Source organism: Brevundimonas phoenicis, from assembly GCF_047237745.1.
GTDB lineage: Bacteria > Pseudomonadota > Alphaproteobacteria > Caulobacterales > Caulobacteraceae > Brevundimonas.
Window position 1 is genome coordinate 3,207,823 of sequence record NZ_JBDFLN010000001.1, and the last position, 14,694, is coordinate 3,222,516.

A 14,694-nucleotide genomic window follows, 5' to 3' on the forward strand; every position below is an offset into this window, starting at 1 on the left:
TCCCGCCTCAGCCAACCCGCTCCACCACGACCTCGTCGAGCTCCAGCCAGCCGGCCAACGCCGACGTCATGACACTGATGCGGAAATCGGCAGGCTCCACCTTCGTCCAGTTTCTCGAAAGCGTCAGCTCGTACTGGCCAGCGCGTATGAACTCATACCGCAGAGAAACAGCGTCGGCGCCATGGCCCCACTCAATGAAAAGATCCGCCATATCTTGCGGTTCTATCTTGAGCCGCGCCTTGGCACGCCACAGTCCGGGGGGTAAGGCGATGTTGGGACCGTTAAACAACAACCGTCGTCTGCCTAGGAGCTCAACCCTGCGCGCCTCGCCGAACGTGTCCTTTTCGTAGCTGAACACATCCGCGCCCCATACGATACGCTTGCCAGGCAGCACCGGAAGTTGCTCATACAGGGCGAAAGCTGCTGCAGTTGAATCCGCCACAGCATGCAAGGCGTCGGCCGGCGCCTCCACATACCCCAATCCTGGGATATCCAGACCGGCGTCCGCCTGATAGGCGACTGTCGCACCGCGTTCAGCAACAGTCGATGCGATCCCCAACCGCAGCCCTGCGTGATGAATCGCCTCATCCCGACCAAGTCCGCCATCGACAAGTAGCGCAAATACATCTGCTGGCGCTGCGGAATGAACGATCCAGTCCGCCTGCGTGTCGTCCGTGTCGCTAAACCAGCCGACGACGACAGAGTTCTGGTCGAAGTTATCGAAAGTCTCACCCGACCAACTTTCGGCATATCCCCAGCCGGACCGCGCGCAGGCCGCGGCGATCTGGACACGCCAGGCGGGCGCCTGGGCAGTGGGAACCTGAAAGATACGAACCTGCCTTGAGGGCTGCATCAAGCTGCTTTCAGCCACGTGTAGACGTCCACGGCTTCAGCGACATCATCAAACATCCTGGCGCGCCCGCCTTCGATTACCAAAGCCCGATCGCAAAGCGACGCGATCATATGCATATCGTGCGAGGCCATAATGTAGGCCCGGTCCGCCCGCCGCTCGAACAACTCCACATTACACTTCCGCTGGAACCGCGCGTCACCAACGGACACCAGTTCATCGATAAGGTAGCAGTCAAACTCGATGGCCAGAGACAGCCCGAAAGCCAACCGTGCCCTCATGCCGGCGGAGTAATGCTTGACCGGCCGGTTCATGGCAGGCCCGAGCTCGGCAAATCCCTCGACCCGGTCGAAGACCTGTTCGAAATCACGCTCATAAATTCGCGTGATAAAGCGAATATTGTCTAGCCCGGTTAGACTACCCTGAAAGCCGCCACCTAGGCCGATCGGCCATGACGAACTCATCGACCACTTCACTGCCCCCGATGAAGGGGGGAGAATTCCGCCAAGTATCTTGATGAGGGTGGATTTGCCCTGGCCGTTTCGACCGAGGATGGCAAGACGGCCCTGACGAGCGAGGTCAAAACTGAGGTCACGCAGCACCGGTCTAGAGCCCGGCGCAGGATAGGTTTTCCCCAATCCTTCAACACGAAGGCCGGTTCCCTCAGCCGACGTCATCAGTGCGTCCTGCTTTCTCGAATGCTCGCCAACACCAACCAGCCGATGCCGTACACCACCAGAGCCGTGGCGAAGACCGTCAGGATCATCATCCAGCGACGCGGTTCCGAAGAACGGTCAGGCGCGTCAGGGTTCACGACACGAACGAGATACAAATGCTGCCGACGCCCATCCAGGCGCGCACTGTTCAGCGCGGCGGTGGCAGAAGCCACCAGCCGATCCGAGAATTCCTTCTCCAAGATGAGATCCTCATAGGTCGCGATCTTGGGCGCCAACGATCCGCGCTCCCCCACCACCCGCGCTTCCTCAAGTTCGATCTGACGCTGTAACGCCGCGACTTCGCTGTTCAGCATGGAAATCTGAGGACTTTGCGGCGCCGTAGACACGACTTGAGAACGCTGCGCTTGCAGGGTAGCCAACTTCAACTTCAACTCGCCAATCAACTCCGTCGCCGCGAGCGCAGTCCGCCCCGGATCAATGACACCTTCGCGATTGCGAAACGCAGTCAAGCCTGCTTGGGCTCTAGTCAATCGGGCCTGCGCTTCCTCAAGGGTCCGCTCGGACTCGACGAGCGCGTCGCGGGAGGATCGTACGTTCAGCTGATTGATCAGGCGCTCTCCGCCGAACAGCAGCGCATTATTGATCCGTTGCGCTTCCTTTGCAGAAAAAGCCTCGACGCGCAGGGTGCTGATGCCTGTCGCGGCCTCATGGCCCACGGTCACATAGGACTGGAAACCCTTGTACAGGGTGTCAAACGATCGATCCTGCCAAGGATGCGGGCGGCGCGAGAATATGTCGATGTCCGAACGACCGTAGGCTTGGTCCAGGTTCACCGTCTTCTGCAATTCGCGCACTGCATCGCGAGAACGAACATACTCGTGAACAGCAAAGACGCTGGAAGAGGTGCTTGAAATGCCAACTCCCTGAAGCGCCGCACCCAATATAGACGGTTGTTCCTGCGCTGAGCTTCGCACCATAAACTTCGCCTCCGCCACATATCGGGGCGATGCGAAGAAGAGATAGTAGAGCATCGCCAGCAGCGTAGGCACGACAACAACCAGCACGAACCCGATCGGCACCTTCCGCCAAAGGTCCGCCCTCGACCCTCCCGAGTCTGAGGCAACGCTGTTGGGGCCAAGATAGGTAAGCTGAGGTTCGGTCATTTATCGCCCAATCTACTCATGTAGTAGCGGTCAAAATTAGAGCTATTAGTCGATATCAATAAGACTCTGGGCACGCGCCAGAAGGACAAGTCCCAGCAAATTTAGTCCGAGTGCCCAAGCCGTTATGTATATAACGCTATAGTGCGTGGGTACAAACTCTCCAAACACGGAAGCCCGGATCATCTCCACACCGTGAGGAAGTGGATTGAGGAGGTAGAGGCCCTGAAACTGCTGCGGCACCCAGTCGACCATCACAAACGCACCCGATAGAGGGATCATGAGGTACATTGAAACTGGCAGAATTCGCTCCATGAAATCGAACCTGATCCCGATGGCCGAAAAGGTAAGAGCGAAGCCGTGAGAAACCGCCGCCAAAGCTAGGTACCCGAAATACAAGAGAAGATAGTTTTGCGGCGGCTGAACAACACCAAGGATAAGCAGGAAAACATACACGACAAAAAATGCCATGACTCCGCCTGCAGTTTCCATGATCGTTCGAGATATGTAGATGTGCACTGGGCGAACACTGCGATGATACAACAAGCCGGAATTGGCTTGAAGCGCGCCATTCGCATTACTAACGATGTGTCGGAACAACAGGATAGACATGTATCCTGTCATGACAAATGCGGCGACGTGTATGCCGTGCTCATATTCGGGCTTTATTAGCCACCACAGCCCCATGACCCCCAAACAGAACAGCATGGGCTCCGCGATCAGCCACAGAAAACCGATGCCCTCCCGGCCAAAGCGCGTCACGATTTCTCTCATGATCAACGAGCCGATTATCACGGCTTGACGCTTAGCGGAGCGGAACATGCCTTCGCCCTTGACCGCGAACCCAAGGCCGCGCGCAGAACTTCACAAAGGAAGCCACATCACAGGAGACAAGACGGGTGTCAAGGCCGCAGTCTCCGTGCGTACCCGCTCCCAGCCCTACAGGTTCAGCAGGGCCGGGTCGCCGCCCTGGGCGGCGATGTTGATGCTGATGGCCTTTTCGGCGGCGTAGCGGATCAGGCTGTTGGGGCCGCCGGCCTTGGGGCCGGTGCCGCTGAGGCCTTCGCCGCCGAACGGTTGCACGCCGACCACCGCGCCGATGATGGAACGGTTGACGTAGACGTTGCCCGCCGGGACCAGTTCCATCACTTCCTTGGCGAAGGCGTCGATGCGGCTGTGGACGCCCAGCGTCAGGCCGAAGCCGCGCGCCGCCAGCTTGCCCGCGACCTTTTCCAGATCCTTCGGCTCATAACGATAGACGTGCAGGATCGGGCCGAAGACTTCACGCTCGAGGAAGTCCGGGGTCGGGATCTCGGCGATGGTCGGGGCGAACAGGTCGCCCTTGTCAGCGCCGGCCGGCAGTTCGGCGCGGGCGATGATCTTGGCTTCCTTGGACAGGCGCTCGACGTGGGCTTCCAGGTTGGCGCGGCTTTCGGCGTCGATCACCGGGCCGATGTCGGTCTTGGCGTCGGTCGGGTCGCCCAGCACCTGGGCGGCCAGGGCGCCCTTCAGGCCCTCGATCAGGGCGTCGGCCGAATCCTTGGGCGCATAGAGGACGCGCAGGGCCGAGCAACGCTGCCCCGCCGAGCCGAAGGCCGACAGGATGACGTCGTCGATGATCTGTTCCTTCAGCGCCGTGGTGTCGACGAACATGCCGTTCAGGCCGCCCGTCTCGGCGATGAAGGGGATGATGGCGCCCGGACGCGCGGCCAGACCGCGGTTGATCGCCGAGGCGGTGTCGGTGCCGCCGGTGAAGGCGACGCCGTCGATGCCCGGATGGCCGGTCAGGGCCACGCCGACGGTCTCGCCGCGACCGGGGACCAGAGCCAGCAGGTCGGGGTTCAGACCGGCCTTGTAGTAGAGGCGCACGGCTTCGGCGGCGATCAGCGGCGTCTGCTCGGCGGGCTTGGCCACCACGGCGTTGCCGGCGGCGAGGGCGGCGGCGATCTGGCCGGTGAAGATGGCCAGCGGGAAGTTCCACGGGCTGATGCAGGCGAAGACGCCGCGGCCGTGCAGGACCAGTTCGTTCGTCTCGCCGGTCGGGCCCTTCAGGGTCTGGCGGCCGCCGAAATCGCGCTCGGCCAGCAGGGCGTAGTAGCGGCAGAAGTCGGCGGCTTCGCGCACCTCGGCCACGCCGTCGTTCAGCGTCTTGCCCGCTTCACGCGACAGCAGGGCGACCAGACGATCGAGGTCGGCTTCCAGGGCGTCGGCCATGGCGCGCAGGACGGGCGCGCGGCCTGCGCCGCCCAGACGGTCCCAGGCGAACTGGGCGTTGGCGGCGGCGTTGACGGCGGCGTCGACGTCCTCGACCGAGGCTTCCGACACGTGGCCCAGGATGCGGGTGCGGTCGTAGGGGTTGGTGACGTCCTGCGGATTCACGCCGGCGCGCAGCTTGCCGCCGATGATCGGGCCGGCGGTCAGCTTCTCGCTGTCGACGCGCTCCAGGGCGGCCGCATGGCGCTCACGGTCGGTCGCCTGCGAATAGTCGCGGCCGAGGGAGTTCTGGCGGTCACCGTAGATGTTCATGGGTACAGGGATCTTCGGATGGCGGTCAGGCTGAGCCTCGACCGAGGTGATGGGATCGGCGGCCACGTCGGCCGCAGGCACGCGCTCGTCCAACAGGGCGTGGACGAAGGAGGAGTTGGCGCCGTTCTCGAGCAGGCGGCGCACCAGGTAGGGCAGCAGTTCTTCGTGGCCGCCGACGGGGGCGTAGGCGCGCACGACCACGTCGCCCCACTCGGCCTTGGCGCCGTCATAGAGGGCCTCACCCATGCCGTGCAGGCGCTGGAACTCGATGGTCACGCCGCGATCGGCGGCCATGCGATGCACCGCGGCCAGGGTGTGGGCGTTGTGGGTGGCGAACTGGCAGAAGATGTGGGGAGAGGCCTTGATCAACGCCTTGGCGCAGACGAGATAGTTCAGGTCGGTCGCCGGCTTGGTCGTGAAGACCGGATAGTCGGTGCGGCCGTTGACCTGGGCCAGCTTGATCTCGGTGTCCCAATAGGCGCCCTTGACCAGACGCACCATCAGGCGGCGGCCCGAGGACTTGGCCAGTTCGGCCAGCTTGGCCACCGTCTCAGTCGTGCGCTTCTGATAAGCCTGAACGGCGAGACCAAGCCCCTGCCAGTCGCCCAGCGCCGGTTCGCGCGCCAGCCGCTCCAGCAGCTTCAGCGACAGGGCCAGACGGTCGGCCTCTTCGGCGTCGATGGTGTAGTTGATGTCGTATTTGGCGGCGATCAGCGCCAGGCGCAGGATGCGGGGATAGAGCTCCTCCCACACCCGGTCTTCCTGCACCGCCTGATAGCGCGGCGACAGGGCCGACAGCTTGACCGAGACGCCATGGCCGCGCTCAGGGCCTTCGCCCTTGGCGGTCTTGCCCACGGCCTCGATGGCGTCGGCGTAGATCTTTTCATAGCGTTCGGCGTCGGCGGCGGTGCGGGCGCCCTCGCCCAGCATGTCGAAGCTGCACAGCCATTCCTCGCGGTCCGACCGCTTCAGCGCGCTCTCGATGGTGCGGCCGACGACGAACTGCTCGCCCATGATCTTCACGGCGGTGGCGACGGCCTGACGGATGACCGGCTCGCCCAGACGGCCGGCGATGCGCTTCAGGAAGCCCGGCAGGTCACTGCGGGCCTCGTCATCGACATCGACCAGTTTGCCGGTCAGCATCAGACCCCAGGTCGAGGCGTTGACGAACAGGCTGTCCGACTGGCCCAGGTGCGAGGCCCAGTCGGCCGAACCGATCTTCTCGGCGATCAGGCGGTCGCGGGTGCCCGCGTCCGGCGTGCGCAGCAAGGCCTCGGCCAGGCACATCAGGGCCAGACCCTCGCGGGTGCCCAGGCTGAACTCCTGCAGGAAGCTTTCGACCACGCCCTGGCGCTTCTGGCTCTTGCGGGCGCTTTCGACCAGGCCGACAGCATCGTTCAGGACCGCCGCACGACCATCAGGCGTTAGCGGTTCGGAGGCCAGCAGTTCGGCCACCACCTCACGTTCGTCCCGGTACTTGTTCCGGTCCAACTCATCCCAATGGCGAAGATCGGTCGGCGTCATGACTCTCATCCTATGAATTTCCGCGTATATGGCGGTTTCATCCGAATGTGCATCGTATGATCGTGACATTCATTGGATAGTCTTCGATCGCACCTAGCGCGCGCCTGAAGAGTCGCCCTGAAACAGCCCGATCAAGCGCCGCCGTTCCCGAAGAGGTGAACGAACCGAAGCTCGCTTCCTATCATGCCGTCTCGCCTTCGTCATGCGGAGCGTCTAGAAGTTTCGCCTTCGCGAAACGGCTCAAGGCCCTATCGACTTCATGCGCATTGTTCTGGTCACCGACGCCTGGGAGCCTCAGGTCAACGGCGTCGTCCGCACCCTGACCCGCACCGTGGCCGAATGCCGCGCCATGGGCCATGAGGTCGAGGTCATCGAACCCAGCCAGTTCAAGACCATCCCCTGCCCGACCTATCCCGAGATCCGCCTGGCCCTGGGCGCTGAGGAAGAGATTCGCGAACGCCTGCGCGCCTTCGAGCCCGAAGCCGTCCACATCGCCACCGAAGGCCCCCTGGGCATCGCCACGCGGCGCATCTGCGTGGAGTGGAAGCTGCCGTTCACGACCAGCTATCACACCAAATTCCCGGAATATGTCTCGGCCCGTTTCCCGATCCCGGTGCAGGTCGGCTACGCCTATATGAAGTGGTTCCACAAGCCATCGGGCCGACTGATGGTGGCCACCCCGACCCTGCGCGACGAACTCGTCGAGCACGGCTTCAAGAACGTCTCGCCCTGGACGCGCGGCGTGGACACCGAGCTGTTCCGCCCCGACCTGGAGCCGATCTACAAGGAGATAGGCGGCGAGAACTGGCCCCGCCCCTTCTTCCTCAATGTCGGCCGGGTGGCTGTGGAGAAGAACATCGAGACCTTCCTCGGCCTGGACCTGCCCGGCACCAAGATCATCGTCGGCGACGGCCCGGCCCGCGCTGAGCTTGAGGAAAAATACCCCGACGCGAAATTCCTCGGCGCCAAGTTCGGCGAGGATCTGGCGCGCTGCTTCGCCGACGCCGACGTCTTCGTCTTCCCCAGCTGGACCGACACCTTCGGTCTGGTGATTCTGGAAGCCATGGGCACGGGCACGCCGGTCGCCGCCTATCCGGCGCACGGCCCGATCGACATCATCCCCGGCTCGGGCGCGGGCTTCATCGACGACGACCTGAAGACCGCCTGCCTGAAGTGCCTGGAGCTGGATCGCAAGGACGTCCGCGCCTATGCGGAGAAGTTCAGCTGGCGCGCCTCGGCCGAGCAGTTCATCGAGAATCTGCAGCCCTATCCCGAGCCCGCGCGCGGCCGCTTCTGGCGCCGTCTGCGCCGGGTGGCGCGCCTGAAACGCCGCGCGGCGGCCTGATCGCGCCCTGCCGGGTTCAGTACGGAACCGACAAGAAAAAACGCCCCGGATCAGGTCCGGGGCGTTTCACATTTCAAGCCTGCTCGAAGCTTAGTTCGGACGGGCCATCGAGGTCATGGCCGAGGCCTTGGCGCGTTCGGCGGCCAGTTCGTCGGCGACCAGCGGCACCAGGCCGCGGTCCTGCAGATAGCCGCCGCGACCGGCAGCGCCTTCGGACATGAACTCCTGAACGAACTGTTCGAGGCCCGGCGTCACGCCGATGTGGGCCTTCTTGACGTAGATGTAGAGGCTGCGGGCCAGCGGGTAGGAGCCGTCGGCGATGGTGGCGACCGAGGGGGCCACGCCGTCGATGGTCTCGGCCTTCACCGTGTCCATGTTCTGCTCGAGGAAGGAGAAGCCGAACACGCCCAGCGAGCCCGGCGTGCGGGTCAGGGTCTGAACGATGGCGTTGTCGTTCTCGCCCGAGTCGATCCAGGCGCCGTCTTCACGCAGGGTGTGAGCCACGGTCTCGAAGCGGGTCTTGTCCTGCTTCTCGATGGCGGCGACGGCCGGGATCAGCTTGGCGCCCGGCGCCATGCCCAGCTCCAGGAAGGCGTCGCGCGTACCCGAGGTCGGCGGCGGGCCGTAGACCTGGATGCGGGTGGCCGGCAGGGCCTTGTTGACCTCGTTCCAGGTCTTGGCGGCGTTGGCGCCCAGCTCGCCGTCGGCGCCCGGCGTTTCCTTGGCCAGGGCCTCGTAGAGGTCGTTCAGCTCGAGGTTGAAGCTCTGGCCCGTGCGGGCGGTGGCGACGACGATGCCGTCGTAGCCGATCTTGATCTCGACGATGTCGGTGACGCCGTTCTCGACGCAGCGGTCGAACTCGCTCTGCTTCATCGGACGCGAGGCGTTGGCGATGTCCGGGGTCGAGGGGCCGACGCCCGAGCAGAAGGCCTGGATGCCGCCGCCGGTGCCCAGGGATTCGACGCGGGGCGCCGAACCGCCGCCGCCGTTGCGGGCGAAGGTCTCGGCCACGCGGGTGGCGAAGGGGAAGACAGTCGAGGAGCCGGCGGCCCAGATGCCCGTGCGGGCCTTCTGCGAACCGGGGGCGCCGCCCTCGTTGTTGCCGCAGGCCGCCAGGGCCAGGACGGCGGCCGCGCAGGCCGTGAACTTCAGTGTACGGATCATGGCCGGACCTTCTCCAGTCGTCAGTGTGCGACGCTTATAAGCAGGAGTTTGTGACGGTCCGGCCAGACCTTTGTGACAGTCAGGGCAAACCTGCCCGATACGTCGTCAGAGCAGGCGCTTGCGCATGACCTGGGACAGGGTGTCGATCAGGGTCACGGCGATCACCACGATGATGACGATGGCGGACACGGCCTTGAAGTTGAAGGCGTTCATGCTGTCGAACAGCACCTGACCGATGCCGCCCGCCCCGATCAGGCCCAGCACGGTGGCCGAGCGGCTGTTCGATTCGAAACGATAGAGGGCGAAGGAGGTCCACAGCGGGGCCACCTGGGGAATCACGCCCCAGACGATCTCGTGCAGCTTGGAGGCGCCGGTGGCCCGCACGCCTTCGACCGGGCCCTTGTCGATCGACTCGACCGCTTCGGAGAACAGCTTGGCCAGAACGCCGGCCGTGTTCAGGGTGATGGCCAGGACGCCGGCCAGCGGACCCAGGCCCACGGCGGTGACGAACAGCAGGCCGATCACCAGATCCGGCACCGAGCGCAGCAGGTTCATCAGCCAGCGCACCGGCGTCACCACCCAGGCGGGCGCCATGTTGCGGGCGGCGGCCAGACCCAGCGGAATGCCGAACAGCACGGCCAGGAAGGTGCCCCACAGGGCGATCTGGACCGTCTCCCACATCTTGGCGACGAACATCTTCCAGTCGGAGAAGTCCGGCCGCAGCAGGTCGTGGACGAACATCTTCATGCTGTCGTTGCCCGAGAACAGACGCGAGATGTTGCCCAGGTCGACGGCGTCGACGCTGTACAGCAGGACGGCGATCACGCCGCCCCAGACCAGGACGTCCATCGCCCAGGAGACGGCGGACTTTTGCGGCGCGGCCGGAACCGGCGACGTCGGAAGCGGAGCTGCGGTCAAGGTTGGACCTCACGCAGGCTGCGCAGGCGCTGAAGCTCGGCAGTGGCGGCGGCGACGCCGGCCTTGTCGCCCTTGGCCTCGGCTTCGCTGCGCTTCTGGTCGGCGATCATCTCGCGGATCGGGTTGAGGTAGGAATCATCGGCCGGGGCGAAACGCGAATACTCCAGGCCCGCCAGCACCTTGCGCTGGCGCTCGGCCTCGGGGCCTTCGCCCTGGCCGTAGGTCAGGAAGAAGCCGCGGATTTTTTCCTTCAGGGCCGGGTCCAGATCCTCGCGCACCACGATGCCGCTCTCGGGCACCGGCGGCGAGGTCCAGATCTCCTCGATCTGATCGGCCAGTTGGGCGTTCTCGCGGCGCATGAAGACCAGGTTGACGCTGTTGGAGGTCGCCACGTCGATCACGCCGGTGGCCACGCCGAAGGCGTTGGCCTGGTGGTTGGCCGAGCGCACGGTCTTGAAGCACTGCGACGGCACGACGCCGCGCGCGTTGAACAGGAAGGTCATGGGCGCCAGCGTGCCCGAGGTCGACTGGGCGTCGCCGATGCCGAAATTGTACTGCTTGCCGCAGGCCAGCACCTTGTCCAGCGTGATGCCCGAGCCCTTCTTGACGATCAGGGTCGACTGATAGGAGTCCAGCCCCTCGCGGTTGACGGTGCGGGCGATGACCTCGGCGTTGGCGCGGTCGATGGCCTCGACCTCAGGCTTGGCCGAGAACCAGCCGACCTGGGTGTGGTTGCCGCGCATGGCCTCGACCAGGACGGTGTAGTTCGAGCCGAAGTAGGGCTTCACCGGCACGCCGATCGCCTTGGACATGTCGTCCAGCAGCGGCTGCCACAGCGGGCCGGCCGAGGCCTGGCCTTCCGCCGACAGGATAGAGAAGGTGATTTCGCTGGGCGCGGCGCCCGACTTGGCCTCTTCGCCCTTGCCGCAGGCAGCGAGGCCCAGGGTCATGGCGGCGATGGCGGCGGCGCCCAGCAGGCGGCGATTGATGGCGATGCGGGTCATGCCTTGGCTTCCCAGAACGCGTCCTCGTACTCGGGACCGTAGATTTCGATCAGGCGCTGCGTGTCCAGGCCCGTGGACGGACCGTCATAGACGACCTTGCCCTTCTGCAGGGCGACGACGCGGTCGCAATAGCGGATGGCGTAGTCCACCTGGTGCAGGGTGACGATGACGCCCATGCCGTCGCGCTGGTTCAGCTCGACCAGCAGCTCCATGACCTTGCGGGCTGACACGGGGTCGAGCGAGGCGACGGGCTCGTCGGCCAGGATGGCCTGGGCGCCCTGGACGATGGCGCGGGCGATGGCGCCGCGCTGCTGCTGACCGCCCGACAGGGTGTTGGCGCGCTGGGCGGCGTAGTCGGACACGCCGACGCGGTGCAGAGCCGCCATGGCCCTGTCCTTGTCCGCGCCCGGCCAAACGCCGAACAGGCCGCGCCACGACGGCAGGCGCCCCAGGGCGCCCAGCATGACGTTGGAGAACAGGCTCAGCCGTCCCACCAGGTTGAACTGCTGGAAGATCATGCCCAGGCGGCTGCGCGCGCGGCGCACGGCGCCTGTGACACGGCCGTTCTGCTGAACGACCTCGCCGAAGACCGTGATGGTCCCGCCGGGATCGATGGGGTGCAGACCCGTGATCGAACGCAGCAGGGTGGACTTGCCCGAACCGGATGGACCGATCAGGGCGACCATTTCACCGGCGCCGACCTCGACGGACACGCCGTCGAGCGCCTTTCTGGCCCCGTAGGTCTTCGAGACGTCGCGAACGGACGCGACGGCGGCTGTTGAAGAACTCATGAACCCATGGATGAGGTTGCGACAAAGGGGGCGCCGCATGACGCGAGACGGGCGCAAGGGCAAGTCTTAATGGCATGTCTGCGTCGATTTCGTCCAGTGCGGCGCCGATTCCTCGAAGCGCTGCGGCGCGCAGGCCATGCAACCCCGCCATGAAATTTCCACTTTACATGACAGTCCAATGCCCCCATATCGCGCGTTCCGGCGGACCCCGTAGGTCCTACTTGCGCCGCTAACGCCGGGTCTGGGTTAACAATCATCAGGGGGTTACGTGAATTGCACACGTACCAGCTTCCCCTGGACCTGGTCCGTCAGCGGTCCCCGGAGCGTCCGGTCGCACTCGTGCGTCCCCGCTCCGTTGCCGTAGCGGCGCAGTGGTTCCAGGATAATCTAAAAGCCGACGTCTTCTATGCCGTGAAGGCGAACCCTTCGCGCTGGATCATCGAGGTTCTGGTCGAGAACGGCGTCAACGCCTTCGACGTCGCCTCCCTGGCCGAGATCGAACTGGTTCGATCGGTCAGCCCGAACGCGCGTCTGGCCTTCATGCACCCGGTCAAGAGCCGCGGCGCGATCAAGACCGCCTACGCCGACCACGGCGTGCGCACCTTCGTGCTCGACAGCCATGACGAACTGCAGAAGATCCTCGACGTTACCGACAACGCCGACGACCTGAACCTGATCGTCCGCATGGGCGTGTCGGCGGACGGCGCCGCCTATTCCCTGTCGGGCAAGTTCGGCGTCTCGCCGGACCAGGCCCCCGCCCTGCTGCAGGCCACGCGCCACGCGGTCAAGGACGGTCAGATGGGCGTTAGCTTCCACGTCGGTTCGCAGTGCATGCGCCCCTCGGCCTATGAAGCGGCGATGACCCAGGTCGGCCGCGCCATCAAGAAGGCGGGCGTCTTCGTCGACATCGTCGATGTCGGCGGCGGCTTCCCTTCGGTCTATCCGGGCATGGTCCCGCCGGACCTGAGCGAATACGCCGACGCCATCCATCGCGGCTTCAACGAGATGCCGGTGTCGGAAACGACCGAGCTATGGTGCGAGCCCGGCCGGGCGCTGGTGGCCGAGGCCTCGTCGGTGCTGTGCCGCGTGGACCTGCGCAAGGGCGACGCCCTGTATCTGAACGACGGGTCGTACGGCTCGCTGTTCGACGCCACCCACTCGCGCTGGCCCTTCCCGACCAAGCTGGTCCGGCCAGAAAGCGTGAATGGGGGCGAGTCGTCGTCGGAGCTGAAGCCTTATCGCTTCTATGGTCCGACCTGCGACAGCATCGACCACATGCCGGGCCCGTTCTGGCTGCCGGCCGATGTCCAGGAAGGCGACTTCATCGAGATCGGCATGATGGGCGCCTACGGCGTTGCCATGTCGACCGGCTTCAACGGCTATGGCGAACACGAGATCGCCGCCGTCGAGGACGCCCCCATGGGCTCGATGTACGGCCTGGCGCCGCGCTCCATCCCGACCGTGCGCACCACGGCCGAGGAGAACGCCCGCAAGGTCGTCCGCCTGTCGCGTCCCAAGGGCAAGGCCGGTCAGCGCAAGCGCAAGCGCTGATCCATCGCATCACGCCTTGAACTGAAAAATGTCTCAAGGCTTTGGTACAAGCAGCGGCCCGTCGCTCCGTCCGGGCCGCTGTTCCTTATTGACGACGGGCGCTCAAACCAAAGGGAAACCCGAGAGATGAACGCACCGGTTCGTTCCAACGCCAAGGCGGAGCTCCTGGCCACGACCGTCGAGCACATCGACATCACCAGCTTCGACGCGCGCCCGATCATCGATTCCATGCGCAAGATGTCGTTCTCCTCGCGCGACACCGCCCGCGCGGCCGACATCTTCAACATGGCCCTGGAAGACCAGGCCTGCTCGCCGTGGCTGATCCTGGCCGGTTCGACCTCGGCCGGCGGCTGCATGGACGTCTACCGCGACATGGTGAAGTTCGGCATGGTCGACGCCGTGGTCGCCACCGGCGCCTCCATCGTCGACATGGACTTCTTCGAGGCCCTGGGCTTCAAGCACTATCAAGCCGCCGGTCAGGTGGACGACAACATCCTGCGCTCGCACTACATCGACCGCATCTACGACACCTACATCGACGAAGAAGAGCTGCAGGCCTGCGACCACGCCATCTATGAGATCGCCAGCCGCCTGGAGCCGCGCGGCTATTCCTCGCGCGAGTTCATCTGGGAGATGGGCAAGTGGCTGTCGGAAGGCAACGCCAAGAAGCCCGGCTCGCTGATCCAAACCGCCTATGAAGAAGGCGCGCCGATCTTCTGCCCGGCCTTCGTCGACTCCTCGGCCGGTTTCGGCCTGGTCAAGCACCAGAAGGAGCGCATGGCCGAGGGCAAGCCCTACATGATGCTGGACGCGATCGCCGACTTCCGCGAACTGACCGACATCAAGATCGCGGCGGGCGTCACGGGCCTGTTCATGGTCGGCGGCGGCGTGCCGAAGAACTTCGCCCAGGACACCGTCGTCTGCGCCGAGATTCTCGGCGTCGAGGCCGACATGCACAAGTATGCGGTCCAGATCACGGTCGCCGACGTGCGCGACGGCGCCTGCTCGTCCTCGACGCTGCAGGAAGCCGCCTCGTGGGGCAAGGTCCAGACCACCTACGAACAGATGGTCTTCGCCGAAGCCACGACCGTCGTGCCGCTGATCGGTTCGGACGCCTATCACCGCGGCGCCTGGAAGAAGCGCCAGCCGCGCCGCTGGAACAAGCTGTTCGGCAAGTAAGACAG

Annotated in this window: 12 protein-coding genes; 3 read left to right on the forward strand and 9 right to left on the reverse strand. The window is 64.7% G+C overall.

Annotated features, from left to right (window positions below; genetic code table 11):
* Positions 1-7: 7 nt before the first annotated feature.
* The 5 genes from ABC419_RS16075 to putA form a co-directional block, all read right to left on the reverse strand.
* Positions 8-871, reverse strand: coding sequence for a hypothetical protein (locus tag ABC419_RS16075; RefSeq protein WP_412876793.1), 864 nt, complete (start codon positions 869-871; stop codon positions 8-10).
* Positions 853-1,527 (reverse strand): ABC transporter ATP-binding protein, encoded by a 675-nt coding sequence (locus ABC419_RS16080; protein WP_412876792.1) that lies wholly within the window; start codon positions 1,525-1,527, stop codon positions 853-855. Before ABC419_RS16080 ends, ABC419_RS16075 begins: the two co-directional genes overlap by 19 nt.
* Entirely contained in the window at positions 1,527-2,690 is a 1,164-nt protein-coding gene (locus ABC419_RS16085) for a KpsE/RkpR family capsule polysaccharide export protein (protein ID WP_412876791.1), read from the reverse strand. Before ABC419_RS16085 ends, ABC419_RS16080 begins: the two co-directional genes overlap by 1 nt.
* A 45-nt stretch (positions 2,691-2,735) precedes the next feature.
* Positions 2,736-3,509, reverse strand: a complete 774-nt coding sequence (locus tag ABC419_RS16090) for an ABC transporter permease (protein ID WP_412876790.1) — start codon at positions 3,507-3,509, stop codon at positions 2,736-2,738.
* Positions 3,510-3,626: 117 nt separating this feature from the next.
* Positions 3,627-6,737, reverse strand: a complete 3,111-nt coding sequence (gene putA / locus ABC419_RS16095; protein ID WP_412876789.1) for a bifunctional proline dehydrogenase/L-glutamate gamma-semialdehyde dehydrogenase PutA — start codon at positions 6,735-6,737, stop codon at positions 3,627-3,629.
* Between the two features lie 259 nt (positions 6,738-6,996).
* Between putA and ABC419_RS16100 the strand changes: the two genes are divergently transcribed.
* Positions 6,997-8,082: a glycosyltransferase family 4 protein gene (locus tag ABC419_RS16100; protein ID WP_412876788.1), complete on the forward strand. Its 1,086-nt coding sequence runs from the start codon at positions 6,997-6,999 to the stop codon at positions 8,080-8,082.
* A gap of 90 nt (positions 8,083-8,172) precedes the next feature.
* Here ABC419_RS16100 and ABC419_RS16105 read toward each other — a convergent pair whose 3' ends face one another.
* From ABC419_RS16105 to phnC, 4 genes are all read right to left on the reverse strand, one after another.
* Positions 8,173-9,246, reverse strand: coding sequence for a substrate-binding domain-containing protein (locus tag ABC419_RS16105; RefSeq protein WP_412876787.1), 1,074 nt, complete (start codon positions 9,244-9,246; stop codon positions 8,173-8,175).
* Between the two features lie 105 nt (positions 9,247-9,351).
* Complete coding sequence (phnE, locus tag ABC419_RS16110; protein ID WP_234288038.1) at positions 9,352-10,095, reverse strand: phosphonate ABC transporter, permease protein PhnE; 744 nt, start codon at positions 10,093-10,095, stop codon at positions 9,352-9,354.
* Between the two features lie 65 nt (positions 10,096-10,160).
* The gene (phnD, locus tag ABC419_RS16115; RefSeq protein WP_412876786.1) at positions 10,161-11,168 is read right to left on the reverse strand and encodes a phosphate/phosphite/phosphonate ABC transporter substrate-binding protein; all 1,008 of its coding nucleotides are present in this window, start codon (positions 11,166-11,168) and stop codon (positions 10,161-10,163) included.
* A complete protein-coding gene (gene phnC / locus ABC419_RS16120; RefSeq protein WP_125902035.1) occupies positions 11,165-11,959 on the reverse strand; it encodes a phosphonate ABC transporter ATP-binding protein in 795 nt (264 codons plus the stop codon). The genes phnD and phnC overlap by 4 nt, the downstream gene beginning before the upstream one ends.
* A 273-nt stretch (positions 11,960-12,232) precedes the next feature.
* On the opposite strand from phnC, the gene ABC419_RS16125 reads away from it, so the two are divergent.
* Together ABC419_RS16125 and ABC419_RS16130 are read left to right on the forward strand one after the other, a co-directional pair.
* Complete coding sequence (locus ABC419_RS16125) at positions 12,233-13,510, forward strand: type III PLP-dependent enzyme (protein WP_412876785.1); 1,278 nt, start codon at positions 12,233-12,235, stop codon at positions 13,508-13,510.
* Between the two features lie 126 nt (positions 13,511-13,636).
* Positions 13,637-14,689, forward strand: coding sequence for a 1,9-bis(guanidino)-5-aza-nonane synthase (locus tag ABC419_RS16130; protein ID WP_125902033.1), 1,053 nt, complete (start codon positions 13,637-13,639; stop codon positions 14,687-14,689).
* Positions 14,690-14,694: the final 5 nt, after the last annotated feature.